This window comes from Echinicola sediminis, from assembly GCF_054777495.1.
Window position 1 is genome coordinate 13,280 of record NZ_BAAHAP010000015.1, and the last position, 15,292, is coordinate 28,571.

Below are 15,292 nucleotides of genomic sequence, written 5' to 3' on the forward strand. Positions count from 1 at the left end.
GGTGCTGTTTTTTAGAATCTTGCATTTAGACCAAAGGAGAAAGTTCTTGCCTGAGGGTAGCCGTTACCTAAAACATGACCTCTGGCATCAACCATGGAAGCATCCACAATGCTTTTTGATCGTTGCCACTGATAAGGGTTCAATACAGAAAGGTATACCCTAAGTCTGCTCAGTCCCATTTTGTCAATGAAGGTGTTCTTGTTGAAGTTATAGCCTACAGAAGCGTTGGTGATTTTCCAATAGTCTCCATTTTCTATCCAAAGTGTTTGGTTACCTCTAAAGGCATAGAAAGGGGCTTCGCCGCCACCGGCAGGGAATAGGGCAGGGAATCGGACTCCTGCCGCTCCATCGCCAGGCTGCTCCCAGAAACTGTATTCGCTGAGATCGGCAAGTCCGGAAGTGGCCCAACCGTCTCCTCCTCTGTCATAGCGGTCCATATAGCTGTTCAGCACGGTGTTTTTAATGTCTGCTCCGAAAGAGAACTGGCTATAGGCCTGAAGGTACCAGCCTTTGTATCTCATGTTGATGTTGAAGTTTCCTTGAATGTCAGGAACCGGTGAGTAGTCCAAAGACATGATCTGATCACCTGCTTCATCCAATAAATAGTCACCGTTGATATCCTCCCAAATAGGTAAACCTGGTCGAATGCTGGCCCAAGCCGATTTTCCTGTAAGTGGTTCACCGGTGTAAGGGTTTACCGGTAGTTGCTCTAAATTATCAATGATGTAGTCATTGACGAAGACATAGTAAAGGTTAAGCGGTCTGCCGACGATATATCCATAACTTCCCAACAAATAGTCCCTGTTGCCATTTGGCAAGGCACTGACAAAGTTCTGGTTTCTGGCAAAACCTGCCGTTAGCTCAATTTTCCAGTCACTTGCCCTAGGCATGAGGTCGTATCTGATCTGTCCTTCCCATCCATAGTTCAGCACTCCGGCCACGTTGGCTTTGGCATTGTTGTATCCGGAATAAGAAGGGAATTCGATGTCGAAAAACAGTCGGTCAGTGTTTTTGTTGTAGGCATCAAAGGTGATGTTCAACCGTTGGTTCAGCAGGGCAAGGTCAAAACCAAGGTTCCATTGCTGCGACTGTTCCCATGAGAGGTTATCATTGCCGATAGCCCCGTAGTTTGGAACCACCCCAGTGACACCGCCATAAGAAGAAACGCTCATTTGGTTGGAGCCATATCCCGCGGCTAATCCACCGTAGCCAAGTTGATAGGCCCCGAAACGAAGGTAGTTCTGACTAAATTGTTTTCCGTTTATCCCCCAGCTACCACGGATTTTACCAAAGTCAAGCCAATCTCCAGTGATCTGTTGAAGGAAAGGTTCATCAGAGAATACCCATCCCAAGGAGACGGATCCAAAGTTTGCCCATCGGGAATCTTTCCCAAAACGGGATGAGGCATCCCTACTGTAGTTGACACTGACCAAGTATTTGTTTTTGTACTTGTAGTTGAATCTTCCGTAGAAAGAAACCAGGGCATTTTCACTGATATCGGTGAAGCCGTTTATGTTGTCCTTTTCGTACCTGCTGTTGATTACTTTGATGGCGTCACTGCCAAAACCAACGGCATTGATACCCATGTCTTCATACTTGTTGTAATCCAGTCGATTACCGGCGATGGCAATGATTTCGTGGTCGCCAAAAGTTTTGAAGTAGTCCAGGTAAAGATCTGAGGCGTTATTCTTTCTGGTATAAAGTGAATAGGCTGCATATCCATCCCCGTTTGGCCTGATGGTCGATGGCTCATAGAAATTCTTCTTGTTGAAGTCAAACTGATAAGTCAGCTGCGAGTTCAGCTTCAGGCCATCGATTATTTTTAGCTGGGCAAAATTAGAGAAGATGACCTTGGTTTGCTCATCGGAGTTCAACTTGTCGTTGAGCTCTCCCTGAAGTGACCTTATTTTTGCCTGAGGCAAATAAAATAAGGACGAATTTAAATTGTTGGGGCTGGTAGGAAGACTGTTGTCAAGGTTGAAAGAACCTCCTCCAGGGTTTCCTTGGCCCGTTTGGTTTTCAGTAATGGAAGAGTTGATGATGAACTGGTTGGTGAACTTTTTGCCTACCTTAGCGTTCAGATTGGCATTAAGGGTGTACCTTTTGAAGCCTGTGGCTTTGATGACGCCTTTGTCATCGTTGTATCCCAAAGAGATGCGGTAGTTGGATGTTTCACTGCCGCCTCTCATGCTTAAGTTGTACCGTTGTGAAACCCCTTTTTGATAAAACAGTCCCTGATAATCCACATTATTGTTAAAGGCAGGGTTGATACTGTCTGTCAGCATGATGGGGGTATTGTTCGAAAGAAGGAAATCGTGGTCCCACCATTTTTGCAACATGTCCATTTTTTCTCTTCTTTCAGCAGCTCCCACTAGCATAGGTACTTGCTTGGGGATGGGTTGGAAACCAATGCTGGTAGAGAAGTCGAATTGAGGCTTGTCAAGGGCAGCTCCTTTTTTCGTTTTGATGATGATCACACCATTGGCACCACGGGAGCCGTAGATAGCCGATGCTGATGCATCTTTGAGAATGTCTATACTCTCTATGTCATTTGGGTTTAATGAAGCAAGGTAGTCTGTGTTGGAAACACCATAGCCAGCCAAGTCTTCAAGGGAAGTTTGTACTCCATCTACCACGTATAATGGTGTGCTAAATGCGGTAAATCGATCGCCTCCGTCAAGGCCTCCCGATACAGTGGTGTTTCCCCTAATGATAAGTGCTCCTCTTGCTCCTGCGGCTCCGCTGACATTGACGGTTTGGATGCCGGTGCCTTGGGTGCCTATTAGAGAGGCTACGTTTGTTACGGGAATATCTTCAAGCTGCTCACTCTTGATACTTGTGGTTGCTCCCGTTACATCCCTTTTTATTACAGATTGATAACCAACTACCACAAACTCGTCGAGTTCAGATTCATTGGCTTCCAAAGAAATGTTTATTATACTTTGATTATTGACAGGCCTCTCTTGGGATTTGTATCCTATAAAAGAGAAGACTAAAGTTTGGTCTTGATTGACGCTGATTTGATAATTACCGTCAATATCGGTTACCATTCCTTTTGTGGTGCCTTTGATTAGAATGTTTGCACCTGGGATGGGTTCATCCGTTTCTGCATCAGTGACGGTTCCGCTAACAGAAATTGTCTGGGCCGTCACTAGCCCATACAGACAAAAACTTAATAAAAAACTTAGTATAGTTTTGATCATATTCATAATGAGATTGTATGATTGTTAAAGCTTTATATAAAGAAGGGATTAGCCTTCATTACATTCTTTTTTTATCCTATGCTCAGAATGGGGTGTCAGATCAAAATGTCCATTAAGGGGCTCCCAGTAACTTATTGGGCTATTATTGAAGGGCAATCTGGCTTTATTTAAACCTTTTAAGCTAAAGAGGAGGTTATTGGGGGTGATAAGACAAGTGTTCTGAAATAAGATACCTATCGCTATAGCTTTTCAGCGCCATGTTTTGTTGAGTTTTTTTGGGGTATTTACTTACATATTCATTCCATATTATGGTTTTTAGGTTTTAAATAATTTCGTTTGATTTTTATTGATTGGTCAATATATTATGTTTTTATTATAAATGTGTTTTTTGATCGTGTTTTATTTCATTTTATTGTTTTGTTAGGTGATATTGTTTTTTAATCGGTTTAAATGCAGGTATTGTTGGTTAATTCGGAAGAAAGTTTTATTGTTTGGCTTATGATTAATCGATAGCTTTATTTTGTTTTGTGAATTGCTGTTAGTTTCGGTTCAGCTGGAGAAGGATTCTTCTTGATTTATGTGTTGCTTGTTTAACCATTGTTTGATAAGCGAAGGGGTGGATTGCTGTTGTTTTATTTGTCATTATTTTATATTTGAAATATAATTTTTTGAGTATAATATTATTTTGGCTATCTTATAATCCTAATTCCTGAAACACTTGACTCATGAAAAAACTTTTTAGAGTACTTGTCTATTTGGTCGTTCTTGTTGTTTTGGTGGTCGGTGCCGCGCTGGCTTATATTAGTTTTGCATTGCCCAATGTAGGGGAGGCTGAAGAAATTGTTGTGGAAGGCAGCTCTGAGCAAATTGCCCGGGGACGGTACCTGGCCAATCACGTGATGCTGTGTATGGACTGTCATGCGGAAAGGGACTATTCCCTGTTTGCAGCCCCACCGAGGCCCGGCACGCATGGGGCAGGAGGTGATCGGTTTGATCGCTCCATGGGACTTCCAGGGGTTTTTGTCTCTCCTAATATCACTCCCGTTGGGGTTTCGGATTGGACGGATGGGGAACTTTTTAGGTTGATTACCACAGGGGTAAGGAAGGACGGTGAACCTATATTTCCGATTATGCCCTATCAGAATTATGGTAAATTGGATCCGGAAGATATCAGGTCTGTCATTGCATATATAAGGACATTGGAGCCAAAGCAAAGCGATATTCCCAAAAGGGAAATTGATTTTCCGATGAATTTCATTCTTCGAACCATTCCACAAAAGGCAGACTTAAAGCCAATGCCCCCTAAAAGTGATGTAATCAAGTATGGGGAATATTTGGTGACTGCGGGCGCTTGCGGTGAGTGTCACACCAAATTTGAAAAAGGAGCTTTTGTAGGTCCTTATTTGGCCGGAGGTCGAGAGTTTTTGTTCCCAGATGGTACTGTTTTAAGGAGCCCAAACCTTACTCCGGACGAGACCGGTATTAAAGCGAAAAGTAAAAGTGGCTTTGTAGAGCAATTTAAAAGTTATGACCCGGCTACTTATGAGCCTGCCAGTGTTGCACCGGGGGAATTCCAGACGATCATGCCTTGGATGATGTATGCGGGTATGGATACCACGGATTTGGAAGCTATCTATGAATACTTGATGTCCCTGGAGCCGGTAGGGAATAAAGTGGAAAAAGTAACCTTTGCAGAAAGGTAGGTTAAATCGATTGAGAAAGTTGGATTAATCACCAAATAGGTAGAAGAGTGGTGAGCTTTTGGGCATCACCACTCTTTGTTAGGTTCACTTTTTGTGTTTTTTGCTGACAATAAAACTTATAGAGCCTTATTCGGTAGGATTTAATTCCTTGTCAAGCCAAAGCTTTTTATTTTCCTGTATGTCCACTTTTACTTTTTTGCCATTATAAAGGACTTCTTGCTCTCGAGAGCTTTTGCTGAACAGGCCCAGTTTGGCTAATTTTCCTTCTTCCCAAATTATGTCCACTTCAATATTGCCCCTGGCCACCAAACCATTCACTTCTCCTGATTTCCAACTTTCAGGAAGTGTAGGTAAAATTCTGATAAAACCTTCATGGGACTGTAACAGTAATTCGGCCACACCCGCGGTGAATCCGAAGTTTCCATCGATCTGGAAAGGGGGGTGTTCGTTGAATAGGTTGTCCGCAGTGGATATTTGAAGCAGTTTATAGAGGTTGTCTTCGGCCGATACAGGGTCGAGAAGCCTGGCGTTAAAATTAATCATCCAGGCCCGGCTCCAGCCTGTTCCTGCTCCTCCATGCTGGAGACGGTAATCAATGGTTTTTTGCGCACCGGAAAAGGCTTCAGGCTTGGCTTCTGTGATATCGTCTCCCGGGTGGAGGGCATAGAGGTGGGACATGTGTCTGTGCCCTTTTTCGGGTTCTTCATAAGGTTCGTTCCATTCCAGGATCCTGCCGTCCTTTCCAATGGCAATTCCCGGATACAGGCTGGCCAATTTATCTTCCACCTCCTTGGTGAAGTCATCTTCAGTGCCAAGGATTTTTGCTGCGGAAAGCGTGTTTTGGAATACATCAGCAATGATCTGATGTCCCATGGCAGCACCGTAGGACACCGCTGCGGATTTTCCATCTGCTGCAGTGTAGGAGTTTTCGGGGGATGTTTCCGGGTAAGAGACCCAGAGGCCTGTTTTGTCATCTTTTTCCAGCCAGTCCAGATAAAAGAGGGCAAACTCTTTTAAGGCGGGATAGGCCCTTTCTTTCAGGAAGGCAGTGTCTTGGGTAAATTGGTAATGTTCCCAATAGTGGCTGGAAATCCATCCCCCACCATGTATCCATGCTCCCCAATAGGCCCGGTTGGCCCTCATCCAGGGTGCGGCCCATAAATCTGTTGCGTGATGTATGACGGTGCCTCTAGTAATGCCGTATTGCTCTTTGGCGGTTATCTTTCCTCTTTCAATGAGTCTGTCTACTAGGTCAAACAGGGGAAGATGCATGTCGGATAAATTGGTCGGTCCGGCAGGCCAATAATTCATTTGCAGGTTGATGTTAAGGTGATAATCCGCGTTCCATGGGGCTTTGATATGCTGGTTCCAAAGCCCTTGCAGGTTTGCCGGATTGGTTCCGGGTCTGGAAGAAGAGATCAAAAGATACCTGCCGTACTGAAAGAGGGTGGCAGCCAGGTCGGCATCCTTGTTGCCGTCTTTAACCCGAGCCAATCTTTCGTCTGTAGGGATGCTGTCAAGGTCCTGTCCTCCTAAATCGAGAGCAACCTTTGAGTAATATTGGTTGAAATCAGCAGTGTGCGCTTTTAAGAGCTGGTCGAAGCTTTTGTCTTCTAATTTGCCCAGGTCATTTTCATTGGCGGCAATGAAGTCTTTATGGTAAAAAGAAGTATTGCAGACAATGAAGATGGTGGCTTCCTTGACCCCTTGCAGGTCAAGCTTTCCGCCAGAGGAGCTGACATTGCCTGAAGTGGTTTTTACCTTAAGTCTGGTCTGGAATTGTACACCATGCTCCAAGGGGGTAGGATGGTCTTCCAAAACACCTCCATATTGGGTCACTTCTCCATCCATGACCAATTCGGTGTCTGAAGGGGAGGAAACCTTTACAGTGGGATGGCCATTGTCTTCTGGGCGGTCAAGTTTAAGTTGGAAATTCATTCCTGACTCAGCAGTGGTGCTCAAATGGACTACCAAGACATTGTCCGCTGCAGATGAAAATACTTTTTCAGTGTATTCCGCACCATTGGATTGATAGTTTACCGAAACAAGAGCATCGTCAAAGCTGAGCGCCCTTCGGTAGTTTTTCACTTCTTTCTTTCCTTCAAAATTGATGTACAGGTCTCCCATGGTCTGATGTGAGCGTACGATGCCGTGGTAGGAGAATTTGTCCACGATCATTTGGTCAGCTTCATGGACCTTGCCGTTTTTTACCAGTTCCCGCAAGGTCTTGAGGTCCTCCGGGCTGCCCTTGCTGTCTCCCCATTCCGGTCCTCCTGGCCACATGGAATCTTCATTGAGCTGGATTCTTTCGGTGTCGGTACCACCAAACACCATTGCGCCCAGTCTGCCGTTGCCAACAGGCAAGGCCTCTTCCCACTTTACTGCAGGTTGTTTGTACCAGATCTCGGTCGGAGGGTTGGTGTTTTTGGGAGTAGAGCAGCCAATCACGGCCAAGCAAAGAATCGTGCTTAGACTAAATAGTAACGCTTTCATAAGGTTTTGATCATTAATTGTTTTTCGTTTTGATATACAGTAAAAAATAATTTTTCTTAGGTAGACTTTGGATCAAGTAAAATTAGCCAAAATAGGAGGTAGGAGTGGAAGGAAAATAAGGAGTACTTTTGCATATAGTGATATTTTGTTTGCTAAAGATGTTGGTTTTGCCTGAAGTGGAGAAAGGGAACAAGGAGAGGACGTTGCTCAAATATTTGCCGATCTCTCCACGAATTAGGTGTAGCTTTCATCTAATTCAATTAATTTAGCGGATAAAACTAATCCATAAATGTCCGTGTATAAATCCCTCTTAAAACCTTTTCTGTTTAAAAAAGGAGCTGAAGACGCCCACCATTTTACCTTTTCATTGACCAAAACCACTTTTAATCTGCCTATTATAAAAGGAATGATAAAGGGCATGTACGGTTTTGAGCATCCTTCGTTAGAGAGGGAAGTGTTTGGGCTGAAATTTAAAAACCCTGTAGGGCTTGCGGCAGGTTTTGATAAGGATGCCAAGTTGATCGACGAAATGGCCATGCTGGGTTTTGGATTTATTGAAATAGGGACATTGACCCCCAAACCCCAAGAAGGGAATCCCCAGCCAAGATTATTCCGTTTGCCTGAAGACGAATCGCTTGTAAATCGAATGGGCTTTAATAATGGCGGGGTAGATGAAGCGGTCAAGCGCTTGAAAAAAAGGAAGTCAGGGGTGCTGATCGGAGGGAATATAGGCAAAAATAAAGTGACCCCTAATGAGAAGGCAGAGGAAGATTATCTCTACTGTTTGGATGCGCTGCATGCTTATGTGGATTATTTTGTGGTCAACGTAAGCTCTCCCAATACCCCCAACCTCAGGGATCTACAGGAGAAAGAGCCTTTAAAGAAGCTGTTGACGACCATCAAAGCCAGAAATGACCAAAAGCCGCACCCGAAACCTGTTTTGCTAAAGATAGCCCCGGACCTGACAAACGGGCAACTGGATGATATTATCGAGATTGTGCAGGAAACAAAAATCGATGGGATCATTGCTACCAATACGACCATTGACCGCTCCAAACTGACAACTGATGCCAAGCAGGTGGAGGCAATCGGAGCGGGAGGAGTAAGTGGGAAAGTGCTGGGCAAAAGAAGTACGGAAGTTATCCGGTACTTGGCCGAGAAATCAAACCGGTCGTTTCCAATAATAGGAGTTGGTGGGATCTTTAGTGCAGAGGATGCAATCGAGAAGTTGGAAGCGGGGGCATCCCTTGTACAGGTTTATTCTGGAATGATTTATGAAGGCCCCGGTTTGATGAAGGCAATCAAGAAAGGCCTCAAGACGTATTACAAGCGTTGATATTTTACTAATTAGACGAATAAGATTAACTTACTCACTGACATCAGGGACATATTGAAGAATTATGGCTTCCAATACATATAAATCAAATACATTTAGACAAAAGGAGAAAGCCAAAAAGAAAAAGCGCTCTTTCAACTTTTCCTTCAATGCACTAAAGGACAAAAAAATCGGGTTGTCATTTGGGATCCTCTTTATGATGGCCGGTTTGTTCCTCTTTTTTGCGTTTTTAGGTTACCTGTTTACCGGGCCGGCTGACCAAAGTGTGGTAGTCGGTGGCGGGGCTGAAGTCCCCTTGAGAGAAGAGGCTGCAGAGGCAAGGAACTGGCTGGGCTTTACAGGAGCTTATGTTTCACATTGGCTGATCTTTAGATGGTTTGGCCTAGCAGCCTTTCTACTTCCTCCTTTGTTGTTTTTGCTGGGCTTCAAATGGGTATTTAAAAAATCTCTGATTCCCTTGACCCAATACAGTGCTTTTGGGCTTTTCTTTACTTTCTGGCTGGGCCTGCTGTTGGGCTATGTGGTCCATATTTTGGATGGCTTTAATTATTTACAGTTTTTGAGTGGTGGCTTTGGATATGAAATGGCGGTGCTTGCCGATGAGTTTTTAGGCTGGGGTACCTTCATCCTTATCTTCGGTTCCTTGCTCATTTTTGTGGTGTTCTTTTTTAACATCACCCAAATTGACTGGCTTCAAAGTGAGCCCAAGGCCTTGGAGGAAGAGGAGACCGCTGAAGAGGATGAGCCGGTGAAGAGGGAAAAGAGCTCTCCCAAATATACCGAGCAGGTAGATGAGGAGCAGGAGGAAGAATTCGAGAATGAAGAAGTATTGGTCGAGGAGGAGGAATTAGAAGACGACGGTCAGAGCTGGACCATAAAAACAGAGAAGCCAGCCAAGAAATCTGCTGCTGAGCCTGCTTTTAATATCGAAGAGCTTCCTGTCGCAGAAAAGGAAAAGGTTGCGCAAAATGAACCTGAAGAAAGAAGATTCACCGTGGAGGCTTCGGCCGATGAGGAGAAGAAGGTGAGTGAAGTGGAAAACCTGGATCCTTACGATCCAACCCTTGATCTGGCGAGTTATCAGTATCCGGTCATTGATCTTTTGAACGAGTATGACCAGCAAAAGGTAACGGTTACCCGGCAGGAACTTGAGGAGAACAAAAATAAGATTGTAGAGACGCTGGTTAATTTTAAGATCGGTATCCAGGAAATCAAGGCTACCATCGGTCCTACAGTGACCTTGTATGAAATAGTCCCTGACCCGGGGGTGAAGATTTCCAAAATCAAGAACCTGGAAGATGATATCGCCCTGAGCCTGGCAGCTCTGGGAATCAGGATTATTGCGCCGATCCCGGGAAAAGGAACCATTGGTATAGAGGTGCCCAATAAGAACAGGGAGCTGGTAGCTGCCAAGTCCGTTCTGGGGACTGAAAAGTTCATGAAAAGCGACAAGGACCTTCCGGTGGCTTTGGGTAAGACCATTTCAAACGAAGTTTTTGTAGTCGATTTGGCAAAGATGCCGCACTTGCTTATGGCGGGTGCCACCGGTCAGGGTAAGTCGGTAGGCTTGAACGTGATATTGGCTTCCTTGGTATACAAAAAACATCCGTCGCAGCTGAAGTTTGTTCTGGTCGATCCGAAAAAGGTGGAACTGACCCTGTTCAATAAGATTGAAAGGCACTTTTTGGCCAAATTGCCCAATGCCGAGGATGCGATCATTACCGATACCAAGAAAGTGATCTATACGCTGAACTCCCTATGTATCGAAATGGATAACCGCTATGACCTGCTCAAAGACGCCGGTTGCAGAAATCTAAAAGAATACAATGCGAAGTTTGTTGCCAGAAAACTTAACCCGGACAAAGGGCATCGTTTTATGCCCTATATCGTTTTGGTGATAGATGAACTTGCCGATTTGATGATGACCGCGGGTAAGGAGATTGAAGGGCCTATCGCAAGGTTGGCTCAGTTGGCGCGGGCTATTGGAATCCATTTGGTGGTAGCCACGCAGCGTCCATCGGTGAATGTGATTACCGGTATTATTAAGGCAAACTTCCCCGCAAGGTTATCCTTTAGGGTGACTTCCAAGGTGGACAGTAGGACGATTTTGGATGCAGGAGGTGCTGAGCAGCTTATTGGTATGGGGGATATGTTGCTTTCGCAGGGGTCTGACGTGATCCGGCTTCAGTGTGCCTTCTTGGATACCCCCGAAGTAGAAAGGGTGTGTGAATGGATCGGCGAGCAGCGGGGCTATAGCGATGCCTATTTGTTGCCAGAATTTGAGGGAGAAGACGGAGACAGCAGCGTGGGAGATGTGGATCTTTCTGATAGGGATCCATTATTTGAAGATGCTGCCCGGCTGATAGTCATTCACCAGCAGGGAAGTACATCTCTGATTCAGCGGAAATTAAAGTTAGGATATAACCGGGCCGGTAGGATTATTGATCAGCTTGAAGCAGCGGGTGTCGTGGGACCATTTGAGGGAAGTAAAGCGAGGGAAGTATTGGTGCAGGACGAAGTCAGTTTGGAACAGTTATTGAGTAGCATCTAATAGCTGAAAAGTCAAAACAGAAGTAATGTCATGCTGAAAAAAATTATCCTATTTTATTTAATTATCATTGGCCTTTATACAGAAGCACAAGCACAAAAAGATCCCAGGGCAAAGCAGGTCTTGGATGAAGTGAGTGAAAGGTACAGGTCCCTAAAGGGGTTGAAAGCTACTTTTGATTACCATTATTACAACGATCTTGATGGAGCCAGCCAGACCAGTAGCGGTGAAATCGCCGTGAAGGGAAGGCAGTATAAGCTGGTGTTGCCCGATCAGGAGATCTATAATAACGGAGAGACCGTTTGGACTTTCATTAAATCAGGAGGGTACAATGAAGTCACGATCAACACCGCAAGCGATGATGAGGAAGAGCTGACCCCCTCCAGCATTTATAACCTTTATAAGAAAGGCTATAATTATGCTTTTGCAGGAGAGTCGACCAAGAGCGGTTTGCCGGTACAGGAGATCATTCTGACTGCGGAAAATTCCAAAGCCCAGTTTCAGAAAATCAGGCTTTTTGTAAACAAAAGGAATAGTGATCTATTGGCCTGGGAAGTGTCGGATAGTGACGGAGGTACATTCAAATATGAATTTAGGAAGGTGGATACCGATGTGGTACTTGAAGGACCATTTTTCACCTTTGATCCCAAAAAGCACCCTGGAGTAGAAGTGATAGATTTGAGGTGAATTTCACTTGGAGCGACCTTTTAACCATACACCGCTATTGGTATGGCTACGTACCCACATGAAATAGAATTGGACTACCTACACAAGAAACTTAATTTTGAAAAACAGCAGATATCTGCTGTTTTTTCGTTTTGTACCGGGCCATTTTTTTATTTTTGCCGAAACAATCAGAGAAATGGACAAAAAGACTCTTTTTAATAATATCCAAAATAAATCATCCTTCCTATGTGTAGGGCTCGACACGGACTTGGCGAAAATTCCTGCTCACTTGTTAAAAGAGGAAGATCCTATTTATGAATTCAACAAGCGGATCATTGACCAAACAGCTGATTTTGCGGTAGCTTACAAGCCAAATATTGCGTTTTATGAGGCAATGGGCCCTAAGGGCTGGGAAAGTTTACAAAAGACGTTGGAGTACATTCCGGAAGACATTTTTACAATTGCGGATGCTAAAAGGGGAGATATTGGAAATACCTCAAAACTGTATGCCAGGGCATTTTTCGAGCAAATGAGTTTTGACTCTATCACCGTCGCTCCATATATGGGTAAAGACAGTGTGAGCCCCTTTTTGGAGTTTGATGGGAAGTGGGTGATCCTATTGGCGCTGACTTCCAATGAAGGAAGCAAGGATTTTCAGGTTTTGGAAACCGAAGGTGCCAAACCTCTTTTTCAGCAGGTGCTAGAGAAAAGTCAGCAATGGGGCTCCGACGAAAATCTGATGTACGTAGTGGGCGCTACCCGTGGAGAAAAGATTGCCGAAGTCAGGAAATATGCTCCTGATCATTTCTTTTTGGTTCCTGGGGTGGGAGCCCAAGGGGGAAGCCTTGAGGAAGTTGCCAAGTATGGAATGAATAAAAGTTGTGGGCTGCTGGTCAATTCCTCAAGAGGGGTCATTTATGCTTCAAATGGAGAAGACTTTGCTGAAAAGGCCAGAAAAGAAGCTGAAAAACTCCAACAGGAGATGACTACTCTTCTTGACCGGTATTGTTAAGAGGTCAAGATTTTCAATAATATAAAGTAGCAGTAGTAACCTTTATAAGAGGGGCAAAGGACAGATTGCCCCTTTATTGCTTCTGGTTTAAAATATGCAGCCGACCTAAATAACCTTGTTATGGGTTATTTATCAGCCAACACAACAACCATTATAACCATAACTAATTTCCTGATCTGTTTTGGTGTCTTAAAAACAGAAGTATTTTTTGTTTCAGATTAATTGCCGTAAATTAAAGAAGGTGTTGGCTTTGAGGAGGTTGTTTTTTAAACTTAACTTTTTTGTAAAATGAATTTTCAGGAAAACTTTATCCATGCGGTATGGAAATACCAATATTTTGAAAAGCGGGGCCTTTCAACGGTTTCAGGGATTTCATTGGACATCAAAAAAATAGGTTTTCATAATTTTCATGAAGGGCCTGATTTCATCGAATCCCAAGTGGTGATCGGTAAAATGGACTTTCACGGAAATGTGGAACTTCATCTAAGATCATCTGATTGGAAAGCCCATGGCCATGATGGTGACGGTAAGTATGAGTCGGTGATTTTGCACGTGGTTTGGGAACACGATGCAGAGGTAACAAGGAGTGACGGAACGGTCATTCCCACCTTGGAGCTAAAAGGAAAGGTGTACTTGGATGTACTTAGAAATTATCAGCGATTGATTGCCGCGGATAAAGGGCTGCTTTGCAGTGATTTTCTACCTGAAGTAAGAGGGATCATCAAGTTTTCTATGCTAGAAAAGGCCTTAGTGGAGAGGCTTCACGAAAAATCCAGTTTGATTCAGAAAGAAATAGAAAATACGGCAGGAGATTGGGAGGAGGTGGCTTACAGGTGGCTGTTTTACAGTTTTGGTTTTAAGGTGAATAGCAAGCCAATGTTAAAACTCGCCAGATCATTGCCCTACAGGCTGCTGAAGAAACATGAAGGACAGCCTTTGGTGCAAGAAGCCCTGATGTTGGGGCAGGCGGGGTTTCCCGACCAGGAGATGCCGGATGATTATACCAGGTTTGTGAAAAAAGAATATGATTTTTATCGGAAGAAATACCTGCTGGAAAACCCGGTTTTTGACACCGAATGGAAATTTATGCGGGTAAGACCCAGCAATTATCCTTCCGTGAGGATTGCCCAGCTGGCTGCTGTATTGGCGAATAGTCCGCATTTGTTCAGTATGTTGATCCATGAGATAAATACTGTGGAGGATCTGTTGGCTGTTTTTCAGGTCAGTCCCAACAGTTATTGGCAGCACCATTATCAGTTGAGTAGAAAGAGTCAAAAGCCCCAAAACAGGGTTTTGAGTAAACAAATCGTCAGCTTATTGGGGATCAACTTCATAGTGCCTTTATGGTATGCTTTTGGGAAATATACGGACGACCTTGTTTGGCGGGAGAAATGTTTTGATTTTTTGCAGGGTATTTCTGCGGAAGAAAACAGCATTATTTCTTTGTATCATGAAGAAGGCTGGAAGCCTGAAAATGCATTTGATTCCCAAGGGATGATCGGTTTACATCATACCTACTGTAGCCAGAAAAAATGCCTGGACTGTAAAATAGGGCAAAACCTGCTCAGGCCAAGGGTTTAGCGTTTTTTGGTTGGATGGGGATTTTGCCGTAATTTTGCCAGCTGTAACCAAAAAAGATAATGGAGAAACCGGTAATCATATTAGGGGCAAAAGGTATTGCTCATCCCGCCTTGGAGATATTTAACAGCAATGATGTGGTGGTGTATGGCTTTTTGGAGGAGGATGAGAAGTTACATGGGACGGAAATCAATACAGTACCTGTATTGGGAAATCCCGAGGATGACGGTTACTTAAAGCTGATAGGAAAGAAGTGTGAGGCTTTTGTGGCAGTGGACGATAATAAGTACCGGCAATTTTTAGTGAAGCTCTTGAATGAAAGAAGGAAAGTTCAGCCGGTCAATGCGGTGCATCAGACGGCCTATATTTCCACAGATGCTGCCATAGGGCACGGTAACTTCATCAATGCCCGTGTCAATATAGGTGCAGGAACTACAGTGGGTAATCATTGTATCTTCCATTCAGGTGCACTGGTAGATCATGGAGCTACTTTGGGGGATTTTGTGCAAGTGGGGGCAGGAGCAGTGATCAACTCCGGTGTGAGCATCGGCAAAGGTGCCTTCATCGGCTCAGGCGTGACCTTGGTTTCCGGGGTGAAAGTAGGGGAGAATGCCCGCATAGGAGCAGGCTCGGTGGTGATTGCGGATGTGGAGGAGGAAAGTACTGTTTTCGGTAACCCAGCAGCTCCGGTTAAATAGGAAATTAATTATATTTCATAATCATTAAAACCAGAACACCCTGCTGGAAACAGGG

The 15,292-nt window shown here is 44.3% G+C and carries 9 protein-coding genes; 7 read left to right on the top strand and 2 right to left on the bottom strand.

Translation table 11 applies throughout. The features are described from left to right. Nucleotides 1-11 precede the first annotated feature (11 nt). Nucleotides 12-3,203: a SusC/RagA family TonB-linked outer membrane protein gene (locus ACYVAA_RS05800; RefSeq protein WP_460539428.1), complete on the bottom strand. Its 3,192-nt coding sequence runs from the start codon at nt 3,201-3,203 to the stop codon at nt 12-14. Between the two features lie 725 nt (nt 3,204-3,928). Here ACYVAA_RS05800 and ACYVAA_RS05805 point away from each other — a divergent pair. Continuing rightward, the gene (locus tag ACYVAA_RS05805) at nt 3,929-4,906 is read left to right on the top strand and encodes a c-type cytochrome (protein WP_460539430.1); all 978 of its coding nucleotides are present in this window, start codon (nt 3,929-3,931) and stop codon (nt 4,904-4,906) included. A gap of 126 nt (nt 4,907-5,032) precedes the next feature. On the opposite strand, the gene ACYVAA_RS05810 is transcribed toward ACYVAA_RS05805, so the two are convergent. Beyond that, complete coding sequence (locus ACYVAA_RS05810; protein WP_460539432.1) at nt 5,033-7,399, bottom strand: glycoside hydrolase family 95 protein; 2,367 nt, start codon at nt 7,397-7,399, stop codon at nt 5,033-5,035. Between the two features lie 295 nt (nt 7,400-7,694). On the opposite strand from ACYVAA_RS05810, the gene ACYVAA_RS05815 reads away from it, so the two are divergent. The 6 genes from ACYVAA_RS05815 to ACYVAA_RS05840 all read left to right on the top strand — a co-directional run bounded on the left by ACYVAA_RS05815 (nt 7,695) and on the right by ACYVAA_RS05840 (nt 15,237). After that, the gene (locus ACYVAA_RS05815) at nt 7,695-8,735 is read left to right on the top strand and encodes a quinone-dependent dihydroorotate dehydrogenase (RefSeq protein WP_460539542.1); all 1,041 of its coding nucleotides are present in this window, start codon (nt 7,695-7,697) and stop codon (nt 8,733-8,735) included. Between the two features lie 64 nt (nt 8,736-8,799). After that, complete coding sequence (locus ACYVAA_RS05820; protein WP_460539434.1) at nt 8,800-11,286, top strand: FtsK/SpoIIIE family DNA translocase; 2,487 nt, start codon at nt 8,800-8,802, stop codon at nt 11,284-11,286. A gap of 30 nt (nt 11,287-11,316) precedes the next feature. Next, nucleotides 11,317-11,970 carry a LolA family protein gene (locus tag ACYVAA_RS05825; protein ID WP_460539436.1) on the top strand — a complete coding sequence of 218 codons (654 nt, stop codon included), beginning with the start codon at nt 11,317-11,319 and terminating at the stop codon, nt 11,968-11,970. 175 nt (nt 11,971-12,145) lie between these two features. Beyond that, nucleotides 12,146-12,961 (top strand): beta/alpha barrel domain-containing protein, encoded by an 816-nt coding sequence (pyrF, locus tag ACYVAA_RS05830; RefSeq protein WP_460539438.1) that lies wholly within the window; start codon nt 12,146-12,148, stop codon nt 12,959-12,961. A 288-nt stretch (nt 12,962-13,249) separates the two neighbouring features. After that, nucleotides 13,250-14,542: a DUF2851 family protein gene (locus tag ACYVAA_RS05835; RefSeq protein WP_460539440.1), complete on the top strand. Its 1,293-nt coding sequence runs from the start codon at nt 13,250-13,252 to the stop codon at nt 14,540-14,542. Nucleotides 14,543-14,601: 59 nt separating this feature from the next. Further along, nucleotides 14,602-15,237 (top strand): acetyltransferase, encoded by a 636-nt coding sequence (locus tag ACYVAA_RS05840; RefSeq protein ID WP_460539442.1) that lies wholly within the window; start codon nt 14,602-14,604, stop codon nt 15,235-15,237. Nucleotides 15,238-15,292 lie beyond the last annotated feature (55 nt).

Coding starts and splice junctions, on each gene's coding strand:
- pyrF (WP_460539438.1), top strand. CDS start 12,146: ATGGACAAAAAGACTCTTTTTAATAATATCCAAAATAAATCATCCTTC.
- ACYVAA_RS05810 (WP_460539432.1), bottom strand. CDS start 7,399: ATGAAAGCGTTACTATTTAGTCTAAGCACGATTCTTTGCTTGGCCGTG.
- ACYVAA_RS05820 (WP_460539434.1), top strand. CDS start 8,800: ATGGCTTCCAATACATATAAATCAAATACATTTAGACAAAAGGAGAAA.
- ACYVAA_RS05805 (WP_460539430.1), top strand. CDS start 3,929: ATGAAAAAACTTTTTAGAGTACTTGTCTATTTGGTCGTTCTTGTTGTT.
- ACYVAA_RS05825 (WP_460539436.1), top strand. CDS start 11,317: ATGCTGAAAAAAATTATCCTATTTTATTTAATTATCATTGGCCTTTAT.
- ACYVAA_RS05840 (WP_460539442.1), top strand. CDS start 14,602: ATGGAGAAACCGGTAATCATATTAGGGGCAAAAGGTATTGCTCATCCC.
- ACYVAA_RS05800 (WP_460539428.1), bottom strand. CDS start 3,203: ATGATCAAAACTATACTAAGTTTTTTATTAAGTTTTTGTCTGTATGGG.
- ACYVAA_RS05835 (WP_460539440.1), top strand. CDS start 13,250: ATGAATTTTCAGGAAAACTTTATCCATGCGGTATGGAAATACCAATAT.